Source organism: Brachybacterium sp. YJGR34, assembly GCF_003347015.1.
Lineage (GTDB): Bacteria > Actinomycetota > Actinomycetes > Actinomycetales > Dermabacteraceae > Brachybacterium.
Window position 1 is genome coordinate 13,762 of sequence record NZ_PNFB01000002.1, and the last position, 13,578, is coordinate 27,339.

Here is a 13,578-nt window from a genome sequence, read left to right on the forward strand (position 1 = left end):
ATCCTGGAGGACCCCCATGCCCCCGATCTCCCCCGCCCCGAGTGAGGAGCGCCGCTTCGGCTTCCGCACCCGTGCCCTGCACGCCGGCGGCACCCCCGACGCCGCCCACGGCTCCCGGGCGGTGCCGATCTACCAGTCCACCTCGTTCGTCTTCGACGACGCGGCCGACGCCGCGAACCTCTTCGCCCTGCAGAAGTACGGGAACATCTACTCCCGCATCGGCAACCCCACCGTCGCCGCCTTCGAGGAGCGGATCGCCTCCCTCGAGGGCGGCATCGGCGCGGTCGCGACCGCCTCCGGGATGAGCGCCGAGTTCATCACCTTCGCGGCCCTCGTCGGCGCCGGCGACCACGTGGTCTCTTCCGCGCAGCTCTACGGCGGCACCGTCACTCAGCTCGACGTCACCCTGCGCCGCTTCGGCGTCGAGACCACCTTCGTCGCCTCCTCGGACCCCGAGGACTACCGCGAGGCGTTCCGGCCGGAGACGAAGGTGCTCTACGTGGAGATGATCGGCAATCCCTCCGGGGAGATCGCCGATCTCGAGGGTCTGTCCGCGCTCGCCCACGAGCACGGTGTGCCGCTCGTGGTCGACGCGACCCTCGCGACCCCCTACCTGGTGCGTCCCCTCGAGCACGGCGCCGACATCGTCATCCACTCCGCCACGAAGTTCCTCGGCGGGCACGGCACCACGCTCGGCGGCGTGGTCGTCGAGTCCGGCCGCTTCGACTGGGGCAACGGGAAGTTCCCCGGCATGACCGAGCCCGTCGACTCCTACGGCGGCATCCGCTGGTGGGCGAACTTCGGGGAGTACGGCTTCCTCACCAAGCTCCGCTCCGAGCAGCTGCGGGACATCGGTCCCGCACTCTCGGCGCAGTCCGCCTTCCAGCTCCTGCAGGGTGTCGAGACGCTCCCGCAGCGGATGGACGCCCACCTCGCCGGGGCGCGGGCGGTCGCGCAGTGGCTCGAGGCGGATCCGCGGGTCTCCTACGTGACGTGGGCGGGCCTGGACTCCCACCCGCACCGGGCGCGCGCGGAGACGTACCTGCCGCTGGGCCCCGGCTCGGTGTTCGCCTTCGGCGTCGCCCCGACCGGCGAGTTCACGGACGAGGAGGAGCGGGCCGTCGCCGCCCGCGCCACCGGCGAACGGGTCATCGAGAACCTGCAGCTGGCCTCCCACCTGGCGAACATCGGCGACGCCCGCACGCTCGTCATCCATCCCGCCTCGACCACGCACCAGCAGCTCACCGCGCAGCAGCTGCTCGAGGGCGGGGTGCGCCCGGACCTGATCCGGCTGTCCGTCGGCCTCGAGGACGTGGAGGACATCCTGTGGGATCTCGACCAGGCGATCACAGCCGCGACCGGCCTCGAGCGGACGGAGGGCCAGCGATGAGCACCGAGGACCAGCGCACCTGGCAGGGCCCCTCGGCGCCCGAGCGCCTGGCGATCCTGCGCCGCACCCGCAGCGTCGCGATCGTCGGCGCCTCCGCGAACCCCGCCCGGGCCAGCTACTTCGTGGCGACCTACCTGCTCTCGAGCTCGCCCTACGAGGTCTACGTCGTCAATCCGCGGGCCGAGGAGATCCTGGGCCTGCCCGCCTACGACTCCCTCGCCGACCTGCCCGTGGTGCCGGACCTGGTGGACGTCTTCCGCAAGGACGCCGACCTCCCGGGCGTGGCCCAGGAGGCGGCGGACGTGGGCGCGTCGGCGCTGTGGCTGCAGCTGGGATCGTGGAACGAGGAGGCCGCCGCGATCGCCGAGGGCGCGGGCCTCGACGTCGTCATGGACCGCTGCCTGAAGATCGAGCACGCCCGCTTCCACGGCGGGCTGCACCTGGCCGGCTTCAACACCGGGGAGATCAGCTCGAGGAAGCAGCGGGTGAGCGGGCGCGGCTGAGCGCCTCTCAGGCCTCGCCGCCGCCCAGCGGGTGCGAGAAGTCGATCGTGACGCCGGGGACGGCGGCGAGGCGCACCACGGCGGAGCGCTCGCCGAAGTCCATGTCCGCCGGCTCTCGCACCGCCTCCGCGCCGCGCTCGAGGGCGCGCGAGAAATCTGCGTCGACATCCTCGCTGGTGACGTGGAGGACCACGCCCCGGGCGGTCTCCCCGCCGGGGTCCGGGGCGTTGAGCCACAGCGGGATGCCGCTCGGGGCGGTGAGCGCGGCGAAGCTGCCGAAGTCCGCCTCGATGCTCCATCCGAGGGCGTCGCGGAGCGCGGCGGCGGCCCGTGAGGGCTCCTCGAGGATCAGGGTCAGGGCGCGGATGCTGGTCATCGGGGAGACTCCTTCGTGGTGAGCAGGGCCTGGGGCGACACTACCGGGCAGGGCGCGGCTCAGTCCTCGATCCGCACCCCGAGGTGGGTCGCGAGGGCCGGGGCGAGGGCGGTGACCTGCTGGGCGTCCAGGGTCGCACCGGCCATGCCCTCGAGATTGCCGATCGAGCCCATCTCGAGTCCGCGGAGGTCCACGTCCTGCAGCTGGGCATGGGCGAGGGCGAGGCTGCCGGTGCGGCAGTCGATGAAGGCGACCCGCTTCGCGTGGACGCCGCTGAGGTCCAGCTCCCCGATCGTGCAGTCCTCGAACAGGACGTCCTCGAGGTGGGAGGAGCGCAGATTGATCCAGTCCAGCTTGCAGCCGCTGATGCGGGTGGAGGTCACGGAGGCGTCGTAGATGTCCAGTGCCCCGATCCGGGAGCCGGTGAGCTCCACGTCGCGCCAGGTGGAGCGGGTGGCGTCCAGGACCGGAGCGTTCAGACGATCGATCCGGGTCTCGACGAGGCGGGCGGAGGTCAGCGCCGTGGTGTGCGCGGTGACGCCGAGAAGCTCGCACTCGGTGAGGGTGAGACCGGTGAGATCGGCGCCCGAGAGGTCCGCGTCCTCCAGACGCAGGCCCTCGACGTGCTCGTGCGGCCCGAGGTCGCCGTGCACGCCCCGGTCGAGATCGGGGAGCACGAGAGGGCTCAGCACGGGCTTCCGGGTGGTCGAACGGGTGCGCACGGTGCTCCTCGAGGAGATCGGATCCCGCGGCGGCGGGCGGTGTCCTCGAGGGTACGGGGGAGGGCCGACGGACGAGGCGCCGGCCCGGCGCTCACCCCGCCGGGCTGCTCCAGCCGTCCAGGCGGGCGAGCTGATCCTCGGACAGCTGGACGGCGGTGGCGCCGACGTTCTCGGCCAGGTGCTCCGCGGAGGTGGTGCCCGGGATCGGCAGGACGTGCTCCCCGCGGCGGACCAGCCAGGCCAGCTGCACCTGCGTGGGGGAGGCCCCGGTCTCCGCGGCGACCTGCTCGAGCGGAGAGCCGTGGACAGCCTCGCCCGGCGAGACCGGGAAGAAGGGGACGAAGGCGATGCCCAGCTCCGCGGTGCGCTCGAGGACCGGGTCATGTGCGCGGGCGCCGTAGTTGTAGAGGTTCTGCACGGCGGCGATGGGAACGACGTTCCGCGCCCGCTCGAGGGTCGCGACATCGACCTCGGACAGGCCGATGCGCCGAACCCGTCCCGCCTCCTGTGCCTGCTGCAGCGCCCCGACCTGCTCCTCGAGGGGGATTCCCGGATCGACCCGGTGGAGGTAGACCAGGTCCAGGGTCTCCCTCCGGAGGCGGCGGAGGCTCTCCTCGATCTGCTGGTGCAGGAGCGCGGGATGCCCGAGCGGCACCCACTGCTCGGGGCTCGGCCGGATCATGCCGACCTTGGTCGCCACCATCGCGTCCACGCCGTGCAGGGCCTCGGCGAGCAGCCGCTCACCCTCGCCCAGGGCGTAGGCGGAGGCGGTGTCGAAGTGGCTGACTCCGAGGTCCACGGCGCGCCGCACCAGGGCGATCAGCGCGTCTCGGTCGCTCGGCGTCGCCCAGATCGGAGCGGCCGCGCCGCGACGGGAGCCGGGCTCGTCGGCCAGTCGCATGGTGCCCAGGCCGATGCGGGAGGCGGGGAGGGGAATACTGACGGTGCGTGAGGTGTCCATGACAGTGACGCTAGGAACTGACACCGATGTGAGGAGCAAGCCGGTATGACGCAGCACACAGCGATGCGCATCGGGGAGATCGCCGCGGCCACCGGCGTGAGCGTGCGCCTGCTGCGGTACTACGAGGAACAGGGTCTGCTGTCGCCGGACCGCACGCCGACCGGTCAGCGGCTCTACCGCACCGAGGACGTCGCGACCGTGGGCCGGATCCGCCGGCTCCTCGCCGCCGGCCTGGGGACGCGCACGATCCGCACCATCCTCGGGTGCGCCTGCGGCGGGACGGGCGATGTCGAGCCCTGCCTGGACCCTCTGCTCCTGGAGGAGGTCTCCCGCCTCGATGATGAGCTGGCGCGGCTCGCTGAGCACCGCAGTGCCCTCACCGGTCTGCTCGAGGACAAGGTGCACAGGAGATGATCGGGACGCTCCGGCAGGATTCGAACCTGCGACCGGCTCCTTATGGGGGAGCGGCTCTGCCGGGCTGAGCTACGGAGCGAGGAACCGAGGAGGTGACCGGCTCCAGCCTGCTGGACGCGTCGGGCGCTGTCGAGCCTGCCGTCATCGACCGACTCGGACCGTCGTGCACCGTCTCTGCCGACAGGTCCGAGAATGCGTCAGGGCGTAGCGCCTCTTGTCGATCTGCCCGCGAGATCTCTTCGGTGCCTCAGGCAGGGATGCCCGCGAAATCTCACGCGCTCGGGCGGAGGTGGATCACTGTGGTGGTGTCGGAGAGGGGCTTTGCGAGCGAGGCCTCGAGGTCGAGTGTGCGGTCGCGGGCATGGTCGGTGAGGCGGTCCTGGATGGCTCGGTCTCGACGGTCTCGACCTCGTCGCCGACCTTGCGGACCGTGATCGAGGTGCGCAGCAGCGGCGACGGCCTCGTCGCCGAGAGCCCGAGCAGGGAGTCCGTCTCCCGGGCCGGGCGGAGGTAGCGGCCCATCGTCCGCGCTCTCGTGTCGACACCGACCGCAGCGTCGGGAGAGGGCCGCAGCGTCGGGAGAGGGCCGCGAACGTTCACGTATTTGCGGATACGCAACTTCGCGAACGCCACGACAGCGGGGCCTTCAGGGCGTCGAAGGAGTACTTCCGTGAGCGGCTCCGCCGAGATCCCGCTCGCCGGCCTGGCGGCGCCCTGCAGGCGCCTCCTGGCGTTGTCCCGGGACCACCCCGTGACCGCAGTGACCTCGTCCACCATCACCCCCCGTCCTTCCTCGAAGCCTGCCGGTAGGCCCTGGCGCACTTCGCCGTGATCTCCGCTCCCGCACCCATCGTCAGCTCACATCCCATGCCCCAGCGTCACACCGGTTCGCGGGCACCTCTGCGTGAAGCACTGAGGGCGCTTCACGGGCATTCTCCGTGAGTCTCGTCGCAGGGTTGATGTGGCGACCGCGGCCCCGTAACCTCTTGGACATGACCCGTGAGAAACCGGTTTCTCGCCGCAGGGACGCGACGAGGAATGGCAGCGCCGAGGTCGTGTCGTCTCCGGATGTTGTCATGCCGGGAAAGGGGCATAGCCGATGGGCGGTGCATTCTGCGGTCAGCCGTCCGTGCGGCGATGCCAACGCCACGACAATGAGGAGCATCATGATTCGACGTCGATTCCTTGCCCGCACCCTCTCCGCCGCCGCGCTGGGCGCCACGCTGTCGGTGAGCGCAGCATCAGTCGCGCGGGCGGAGCCCGAGGATCCCCGTCGGGAGGCCCTGCGTGCGGGGGACGGATGGGGCTCCGCCGGGACCGGGACGACGGGAGGTGCCGACGCCGCGGAGGGCATGGTGTTCCTCGTGACGACCAAGGCGGAGTTCGTCGCCGCTCTCCAGCGTGCCGCCGGTGCGCCGGCCATCATCACGGTCCGCGGTGATATCGATATGAACACCGGTGAGCAGGGCGAGCCCCTGACGTGGGAAGACTATGCCGATCCCGCCTGGGACCTGGAGGCTTACCTCGAGGAATACGATCCGGCGCACTACGAGGGTGATCCGGAGGGGCCGCTCGAGGACGCTCGCGCTCGCTCTCATCAGGCTCAGCTGGACAGCGTCCAGGTCGTGGTGCCCAGCAATGTCACCCTCATCGGCGAGAACGGCGCCCGCCTGATCGGCGCGAGCCTCATCCTCCGCGGCGAGAACATCATCGTGAGGAACCTCGAGCTCACGGGCATGGAGAACTGGTTCCCCCAGCGCAACCGCCACGGCTGGGTCTCCGAGGGATTCGACGTCGTCGGGCTCATCGGGGCGACCAACGTGTGGCTCGACCATCTGACGATCGACGGTCCGTTCCCGGCAGGAGAGTCGAAGGAGAGGATCTTCGGTGATGTCGTGCACCGCGTCGACGGACTTCTCGACATCACCAACGGGGCGGATATGGTGACGGCCAGCTGGTGCGTCATTCGGAATGGCAGCACCTCGGTGCTCATCGGGAACAGCGACGACAGCCCCGAGGACGAGGGAAAGCTGCGCGTCACCTTCCATCACAACCGCTTCGAGAACCTCGCCGAACGTGCTCCGCGCGTTCGCTACGGCGCCGTCCACGTCTACAACAACCTGATTGTCGTCCCCGATGCGGAGCACTACGTCTACTCGTGGGGCGTGGGTGCGCACTCCAAGCTCTGGATCGAGGACAACGCCGTCAGCGCCGTGGACGGCGTGACCCCCGCCGAGCTCGTGCACGCCTGGGGCGGAACCGAGGTGCACCTCGGCGTCACCCGCTTCAACGGGTCCGAGGTCGATGCCCTTGCCGCGTACAACGACGTGGCCGAGACCCCGCTCGAGGACTACCCCGGACCAGCCCCCACCCTGTACGGGAAGCGGCACCCGCTGCCTGCGGTGGAACCGGTCGTGCGATCTGAGGCGGGTGCGCGAGGCCTGTAGTGGCCCATAGCGCCGTCATGCCGGCCCGTCGGCCGTGATCCCGTCGAAGCGGAGCAGCGCCGGCACCCGCACCATGAGCGCGATGAGCACGGCGACCATCACCAGACCCGCCCCGACGGTGGTCCACCCCACCCCGACGTGCTCGGCGACCTGGCCCAGCACGAGGGCCGCCAGCGGCATGATGCCGATCGCGAGCTCCTGCACGCCGAGGGCGCGGCCGTGGACCTCCGGCTCCGTGGTCATCAGCAGCAAGGTCGTCTGCAGCACGCCGAAGGCGGCGCTGAACAGGCCGATCAGTCCCATCAGGAGGAAGGCCGCGGTCACGGTTCCGGCGAGGGCGAAGGCCACCCAGGACATCGCCCAGGCGAGGGTGCCCAGCACGAACACGGCTCCCTTGGCGCGGAAGTCGCCGAGGCCCGCGATGAGCAGCGAGCCCAGCAGACCGCCGGCCCCCGCGCAGGTCAGCAGGGCGCCGAGGCCCGCCGCGTCGAGGCCCAGCTCGGCCCCCGCGAAGACGGGCATGAAGCTCTGGAAGATCGGCCACAGGAGGGTGTTCGCGGCCAGGGTCACGAGCAGCACCGCGAGGGCGAGGCGGTTGGCGGCGATGCTGGTGATGCCGCTGGTGACCATGCGCAGCACGGAGACGCCCCGGTGCGGCGAGGGCTGCGGGGCGCGGAGGCGGCGCAGGGGCAGCAGCAGCGCGAAGGAGGCGAGATACCACAGGGTCGAGATCCACAGCGCCGCGGGGGCGCCCAGGAGGGCGATCATGCCGCCGCCCAGCGCAGGCCCGATCACCTGGGTCATGTTCATCGCGATGGAGTTCAGCGCATTGGCGTTGGAGAGGTTCGAGCGCCCCACCAGCTCCAGGACCAGCGCGGCCCGCGCGGGCTGGGAGGGGGACTGCGCGAGGCCGATCGCGAGCCCGCCGGCCACGAGCACCCCGTAGGAGAGACGGCCGGTGCTCGCGAGCATCGCGACGATCGCGACCGCGAGGCTCGCCCAGCCGCAGGCGAGCAGGAGCAGGCGGAGGCGGTCGATCGCATCGGCCAGCACGCCGGCGAAGGGCCCCAGCAGCAGCGGGGCCAGGCGCGCGGCGGTGTAGACGGCGACGAGGAACTCCGAGTGCGTCAGCTCGTAGGCCAACCAGCCCAGCACCAGGGTCTGGGTCCAGACCCCGCCGAAGAAGAACAGGTTCGAGACCCACAGCAGCTGGAAGGCGCGGTTGCCGCGCAGGGAGGACAGCGCCGTCCCGAGCCCGGGTCGCGAGGGACCGTCCGCCCCGGGCTCGCGCGGCGCGGGGCGGACGGTCCTCTGGGTCATGCCAAGACGGTATACCAGATGGGGAGAGGGGGTGCGCGGAGGAGCCGCTCCTCAGCCCTGCGCCGCGGCACGTGCCGCTCCCGGCAGCGCCGCCGCGATCCGGTCGAGCACCTCCGGGGTGTGCGCGGTGGAGACGAACCACGCCTCGAAGGCCGAGGGCGGCAGGTACACCCCGCCCTCGGCCATCGCGTGGAAGAAGCGGGTGAACGCTGCGGTGTCCTGGGCCTTCGCGTCCTGGTAGGTGCGCACCGGCTCGCTCCGGAAGAACACCGAGAACAGCGTCCCGGCCGTCTGGATCACGTGCGGCACCCCCGCGGTGGTGAGCGCTTCGGCCACCATCTGCTGCAGCGCCGTGGAGGCGCTGCCCAGCGTCGCGTAGGCCGCCTCGTCGAGCCCCGCGAAGGTCGCCAGGCCCGCGGCCGTGGCCAGAGGGTTCCCCGACAGCGTGCCCGCCTGGTACACCGGCCCGGCCGGGGCCAGCAGGCCCATCAGGTCCGCCCGCCCGCCGAAGGCCCCGACGGGCAGCCCGCCGCCGATCACCTTGCCGAAGGTCATGAGATCCGGTGCCCAGCCCGCGCCGTCGATGCCGTAGTGGCCCGCGCGGCTGGCCCGGAAGCCGGTGAGCACCTCGTCGCTGATCAGCAGCGCGCCGGCGGCGTGCGCGGACTCGGCCAGGAAGCGGTTGAAGCCGATCCCGTCCTCCTCCGGCGGCGTGATCACGCCCATGTTCGCCGGCGCCGCCTCGGTGATGATCGCGGCGATCTCCCCGCCGCGCTCGGCCAGCAGCGCCGTGACCGCCTCGCGGTCCCCGTAGGGCAGCACCACGGTGTCGCGCGCGGTCGCCGCGGTGACGCCGGCGGAGCCCGGCATCGCGAAGGTCGCCACCCCGCTGCCGGCCTCGGCGAGCAGCGCGTCCACGTGCCCGTGGTAGCAGCCGGCGAACTTCACGACCACGTCCCGGCCGGTCGCGGCGCGTGCCACCCGCAGGGCGCTCATCGTCGCCTCGGTGCCGGAGTTGACCAGGCGCAGCTGCTCGACGGGGCCGATCCGGTCCACCACCTCCTCGGCGAGGGAGACCTCGCCGGGCTGCGGGGCGCCGAAGGACAGCCCGTGCCCAGCCGCCTCCCGGACCGCCTCGACCACCGGGGGGTGCGCGTGTCCCAGGATCATCGGGCCCCATGAGCCCACCAGATCCACGTACTCGATGCCGTCGGCGTCGTGCAGCAGCGCCCCCGAGGCCCCGGTGAGGAACGGCGGGGTGCCGCCCACGGAGCCGAAGGCGCGCACCGGCGAGTTCACGCCCGAGGGGGTGACCTGGCGGGCGCGGGCGAAGAGGGCGTCGGATCGGGTGTGGGACGGGGTCATCACGGGACTCCTGGAGGTCGAGGGGGTCAGGGGATCAGAGGAACTCGCGCAGGTGCGCGGGCAGGCCGTCGCGGTACCACCCGGCGACCTCGCTGGCGTAGTACGTCAGCACGGTCCGGGCCCCCGCACGGCGGAAGGCCAGCAGGGACTCCAGCACGGTGCGGTCGCGGTCGATCCAGCCGTTCGCGGCGGCCGCCTCGATCATCGCGTACTCGCCGGAGACCTGGTAGGCGCCGACGGGGACCGGAGAGGCCGCGGCGACCTCGGCGAGCACGTCGAGATAGGGCAGTCCGGGCTTGACCATCACCAGGTCCGCGCCCTCGGCGACGTCGAGGGCGAGCTCGCGCAGCGCCTCGCGACCGTTCGCCGGGTCCTGCTGGTAGGTGCGGCGGTCGCCCTGCAGCGTGGAGTCCACCGCCTCGCGGAAGGGGCCGTAGAAGGCGGAGGCGTACTTCGCGGTGTAGGCGAACAGCGCGGTCTCCTCGTGCCCGGCGCCGTCCAGCGCGTCACGGATCGCCGCGATCTGCCCGTCCATCATCCCCGAGGGGCCCAGCAGATGGGCGCCGGCCTCGGCCTGGGCGAGGGCCATCTCGCGGTAGCGCACGAGGGTGGCGTCGTTGTCGACCCTCCCCGCGGCGTCGAGCACGCCGCAGTGGCCATGGTCGGTGAACTCGTCCAGGCACAGGTCCGCCATGATCACCGTGGCATCGCCCAGCTCGGCGCGCAGCCGCGCCAGGGCGGCGTTGAGGATCCCGTCGTCCGCGGTGGCCCCGGAGCCGATCGCGTTCTTCGTCTCGGGCACGCCGAACAGCATGATGCCGCCCACGCCGCGCTCGGTCGCCTCGGTCGCGGCCCGCACCAGGGAGTCCATGGTGTGCTGCTCGACGCCCGGCATCGAGCTGACGGGCCGGTTCTCCTGCGCCCCCTCGCGCACGAACATCGGCAGCACGAGGTCCGCGGGACGCAGCGTGTGCTCCCGCACCAGCGAGCGCAGGGCTCCACCGGCGCGCAGGCGCCGGGGACGGTCGATCGGGCCGGGGAACGGGGGGAGGGTCATGGGAGCTCCTTCAGCGAGGCGAGGGGGACGGGGACGCGGTGCCGGTCAGCACCTGCTGCACGGCGCGGGCGAGGGCGGCGTCCGTGGGAGCCTCCGCCTGCCCCGCGGGACGCAGGCCGGCCTCGCGGGCGGCGCGGCTGGTGGGATCGCCGATGGTGACGACCGCCGTGGACGGGTGCACCCCGTGCGCGGCGGCCCGCTGGGCGATCAGCGGCGAGGTCAGCACGATCGCGCCGTAGCCGCCGCGGGCCAGGGCCACCGCCGCGGCGGCGGGGAGGTCGACGGGCCGCGAGCGGTAGGCGATCACCTCGTGGACCGTGTAGCCCTTGGCTCGCAGCCCCTCGGGGACGGTGCGGGCCGCGGAGGCCGAGGCCGGGAACAGCACGTTCGCGCCCTCGGCCGCCTCCGGCATCGCGTCCACGAGCGCCTGCCCGGAGCCTCCGGCGACCAGATCGGCGCGCACCCCGGCCGCCGCGAGCGCCGCCGCGGTGCCGGGGCCGACGGCGACCACCCGGGTGCCGCGCGGGACCTGCAGCGCGCCGTCGGTCGCGAGGGCCGCGACGGCGGTGCGGGAGGTGATGACGAGCTCGGTGAAGCCGCCGCCGACGAGCCGGTCCCGCGCGGCGTCCAGGTCCGCCCCGTCGGCCGGCACCAGGCGGACCAGGGGGTGGCTCTCCGCCTCCAGGCCCAGCTCCAGCAGCCGGTCGACCAGCTCGTCCTCGCGCCCCGCCGGTCGGGTGACCAGGACGGGCCGCGGGGCGACGGGGTGCGGGGCGGTCATCGGGACCCGGCCTCCGCGAGGATCTCACCGGCGCCGCGGGAGAGCAGGTCCTCCGCGAGCTCCGCGCCCAGCTCGGAGGGCAGCGAGGTGGCACCGCTGAGGGTGTCCTCGGCGAGGTCGATGGCGACCCGGGCGGAGCCCTCGACGGCGCGGGCGCCGTCGGGGCGGATCGCGAGCGCGCGCAGATGCAGCACCGTCCCGGCATCGCCGTCGGCCGACGCATCCTCTGCGTCCTCCGGCACGATCTCGGCGAAGGCCGCGACCGGGGAGGAGCAGCCGGCCTCGAGGCTGCGCAGCAGCGAGCGCTCGGCGGTCACCGCGGCGCGGGTCGCCGGATGGTCGACCGCCGCCAGTCGCGGCGCGAACCAGCTGCCCAGCGCGAGCGCGTCCGCGGTCGTCTCGACGGCCAGGGCGCCCTGCGCGGGGGCGGGGAGCATCACCTCGAGAGGCAGCAGCTCGCTGATCGCCCCCTCGCGTCCCACCCGGCGCAGGCCGGAGGCGGCGAGCACCACCGCGTCGAGGTCCGCGTGCTCGCCGAGCGCCCGGCCCAGCCGGGTCTCGACGTTGCCGCGGATGCCGACCACGTCCAGGTCGGGCCGGGCGCGCAGCAGCTGCGCGGCCCGGCGCGGGGAGCCGGTGCCCACCCGGGCGCCGGCGGGGAGCGCGGCGAGGGTCAGGCCGTCCCGGGCGCACAGCGCGTCCCTCGGGTCCTCGCGCGGCGGGAAGCAGGCCAGGGCGATGTCCGGCAGCGGCGCGGTGGGCAGGTCCTTGCAGGAGTGGACGATCAGGTCCACGTCGTCGTCCAGCAGCGCCTGGCGCACCGCGGCGACGAACACGCCGGTGCCGCCGATCTGCGCGAGCGGGCTGATGCGGTCGCGGTCGCCGTGGGTGCTCACGTGCACCAGCTCGACCTCGTGGCCGGTGCCCGCCACCAGCGCCTCGCCCACCTGCCCGGACTGGGTCAGGGCGAGGTCCGAGGCGCGGGTGCCGATCCGCAGCGCGGCGCCGCCGGCGGGCGTCATGATCCCGCCCCCGCCGCGGCCGCCCGTGCCCGCTCCACGTCCTGCGCCGAGTCCACGGCACTCGTGGTGGGACGGCACAGGCGCCCCACGCAGCAGTTCGCCCCGCACACGTCGGGCGTGCCGCCGAAGTCGGTGACCACCCGCCGGGGGAAGGCCGGATCGAGGCGCTCCTGCACCAGGTCGGCCAGGGCCGCGATGAAGCGGGGGTCCTCGCCGGCGGTCGCCACGCGGCGGAAGCCGAGGCCGTGCTCGGCGGCGGAGTCCTTCGCCTCGGTGTCCAGGTCCCAGACGACCTCGACGTGATCGGTGACGAAGCCGATCGGCACCACCACGACGGCGTCCGCGCTGTCCTCCGCCGCGATCTGCGCGATGACGTCGTTCACGTCGGGCTCGAGCCAGGGGATGTGCGGCGCCCCGGAGCGGGACTGGTAGACCAGCTGCCACTCGGGGATCTCCGGGGCGACGTCGTGCAGCTGCTCCATCACCCAGCGGCACGCGGCGAGGTGCTGCTCGACGTACCAGCCGCCGGAGCCCTCGACCCGCGTCTCCTCGGGACCGGAGGTCTCGGCCATCGCGGTCGGCACCGAGTGCGTGGAGAACAGCACCGCGACGCGGTCCGCGTCGTGGCCCTCGACGGCCAGATCCCTGAGCGCGCTGTTCAGGCCGTCCACCACGGGCTCCAGGAAGCCGGGGTGGTTGAAGTAGACGCGGACCTTGTCGATGCTGACCTGATCGCTCAGGCCGGTCTCCTCGAGCACCATGCCGAAGTCCTCGCGGTACTGCCGGCACGAGGAGTAGGAGGAGTAGGCGCTGGTCACCAGGCCCAGGGCGTGGCGCCGACCGTCGGCGTGCAGGGCGCGCACGGCGTCCGCGTTGTACGGGGCCCAGTTGCGATTGCCGAAGTAGATCGGCAGGTCGACCCCGCGGCGCGCGAGCTCCTGCTCGAGGGCGTCGATCATCGCGCGGTTCTGCGCGGTGATCGGGCTGCGACCGCCCAGGGCGCGGTAGTGGCCGGCGACCTCCTCGAGGCGCTCGTCGGGGATGCCCCGTCCGCGCGTGACGTTGCGGAGGAAGGGGATCACGTCGTCCTGGCCGTCCGGCCCGCCGAACGACGAGAAGAGGATCGCGTCGAAGGGCTTCGTCTCCCCGCGTCGCGTGTGGGTGGCGGAGGACGGTGCGGCGACGGCGGGGGCGCCCGCCGAAAGTCGGGTATCAGTCAT

General features: G+C 72.9%; 13 protein-coding genes and 1 tRNA gene. 4 read left to right on the top strand and 10 right to left on the bottom strand.

The annotated features are described in order from the left end of the window. The first annotated feature begins 16 nt into the window (after positions 1-16). Positions 17-1,390 (top strand): O-acetylhomoserine aminocarboxypropyltransferase/cysteine synthase family protein, encoded by a 1,374-nt coding sequence (locus tag CXH06_RS01955; RefSeq protein ID WP_114853485.1) that lies wholly within the window; start codon positions 17-19, stop codon positions 1,388-1,390. Continuing rightward, positions 1,387-1,893 (top strand): CoA-binding protein, encoded by a 507-nt coding sequence (locus tag CXH06_RS01960; RefSeq protein ID WP_114853486.1) that lies wholly within the window; start codon positions 1,387-1,389, stop codon positions 1,891-1,893. The genes CXH06_RS01955 and CXH06_RS01960 overlap by 4 nt, the downstream gene beginning before the upstream one ends. A 7-nt stretch (positions 1,894-1,900) precedes the next feature. Here CXH06_RS01960 and CXH06_RS01965 read toward each other — a convergent pair whose 3' ends face one another. The 3 genes from CXH06_RS01965 to CXH06_RS01975 form a co-directional block, all read right to left on the bottom strand. Then, the gene (locus CXH06_RS01965) at positions 1,901-2,269 is read right to left on the bottom strand and encodes a glyoxalase/bleomycin resistance/extradiol dioxygenase family protein (RefSeq protein ID WP_114853487.1); all 369 of its coding nucleotides are present in this window, start codon (positions 2,267-2,269) and stop codon (positions 1,901-1,903) included. Positions 2,270-2,328: 59 nt separating this feature from the next. Continuing rightward, entirely contained in the window at positions 2,329-2,991 is a 663-nt protein-coding gene (locus tag CXH06_RS01970) for a pentapeptide repeat-containing protein (RefSeq protein WP_114853488.1), read from the bottom strand. Between the two features lie 91 nt (positions 2,992-3,082). Further along, positions 3,083-3,952: an aldo/keto reductase gene (locus CXH06_RS01975; protein WP_114853489.1), complete on the bottom strand. Its 870-nt coding sequence runs from the start codon at positions 3,950-3,952 to the stop codon at positions 3,083-3,085. Positions 3,953-3,997: 45 nt separating this feature from the next. Here CXH06_RS01975 and CXH06_RS01980 point away from each other — a divergent pair, with 45 nt between their 5' ends. After that, the gene (locus tag CXH06_RS01980) at positions 3,998-4,366 is read left to right on the top strand and encodes a MerR family transcriptional regulator (RefSeq protein WP_232820155.1); all 369 of its coding nucleotides are present in this window, start codon (positions 3,998-4,000) and stop codon (positions 4,364-4,366) included. A gap of 5 nt (positions 4,367-4,371) precedes the next feature. Here CXH06_RS01980 and CXH06_RS01985 read toward each other — a convergent pair. After that, positions 4,372-4,445 (bottom strand) — tRNA-Met (locus tag CXH06_RS01985). A gap of 1,087 nt (positions 4,446-5,532) precedes the next feature. Here CXH06_RS01985 and CXH06_RS01995 point away from each other — a divergent pair. Continuing rightward, positions 5,533-6,813 (top strand): polysaccharide lyase family 1 protein, encoded by a 1,281-nt coding sequence (locus CXH06_RS01995; protein ID WP_157975560.1) that lies wholly within the window; start codon positions 5,533-5,535, stop codon positions 6,811-6,813. Between the two features lie 15 nt (positions 6,814-6,828). Here CXH06_RS01995 and CXH06_RS02000 read toward each other — a convergent pair whose 3' ends face one another. The 6 genes from CXH06_RS02000 to CXH06_RS02025 are packed head-to-tail and all read right to left on the bottom strand — an operon-like array spanning position 6,829 to position 13,578. Then, positions 6,829-8,133: an MFS transporter gene (locus tag CXH06_RS02000; protein ID WP_114853492.1), complete on the bottom strand. Its 1,305-nt coding sequence runs from the start codon at positions 8,131-8,133 to the stop codon at positions 6,829-6,831. A 51-nt stretch (positions 8,134-8,184) separates the two neighbouring features. Further along, entirely contained in the window at positions 8,185-9,498 is a 1,314-nt protein-coding gene (hemL, locus tag CXH06_RS02005; protein WP_114853493.1) for a glutamate-1-semialdehyde 2,1-aminomutase, read from the bottom strand. Between the two features lie 34 nt (positions 9,499-9,532). Continuing rightward, the gene (gene hemB / locus CXH06_RS02010) at positions 9,533-10,555 is read right to left on the bottom strand and encodes a porphobilinogen synthase (RefSeq protein WP_114853494.1); all 1,023 of its coding nucleotides are present in this window, start codon (positions 10,553-10,555) and stop codon (positions 9,533-9,535) included. Between the two features lie 10 nt (positions 10,556-10,565). Then, positions 10,566-11,336, bottom strand: coding sequence for a uroporphyrinogen-III synthase (locus tag CXH06_RS02015; RefSeq protein WP_114853495.1), 771 nt, complete (start codon positions 11,334-11,336; stop codon positions 10,566-10,568). Next, positions 11,333-12,358: a hydroxymethylbilane synthase gene (gene hemC / locus CXH06_RS02020; RefSeq protein ID WP_114853496.1), complete on the bottom strand. Its 1,026-nt coding sequence runs from the start codon at positions 12,356-12,358 to the stop codon at positions 11,333-11,335. The genes CXH06_RS02015 and hemC overlap by 4 nt, the downstream gene beginning before the upstream one ends. Beyond that, positions 12,355-13,578: a ferrochelatase gene (locus CXH06_RS02025; RefSeq protein ID WP_114853497.1), complete on the bottom strand. Its 1,224-nt coding sequence runs from the start codon at positions 13,576-13,578 to the stop codon at positions 12,355-12,357. Before CXH06_RS02025 ends, hemC begins: the two co-directional genes overlap by 4 nt.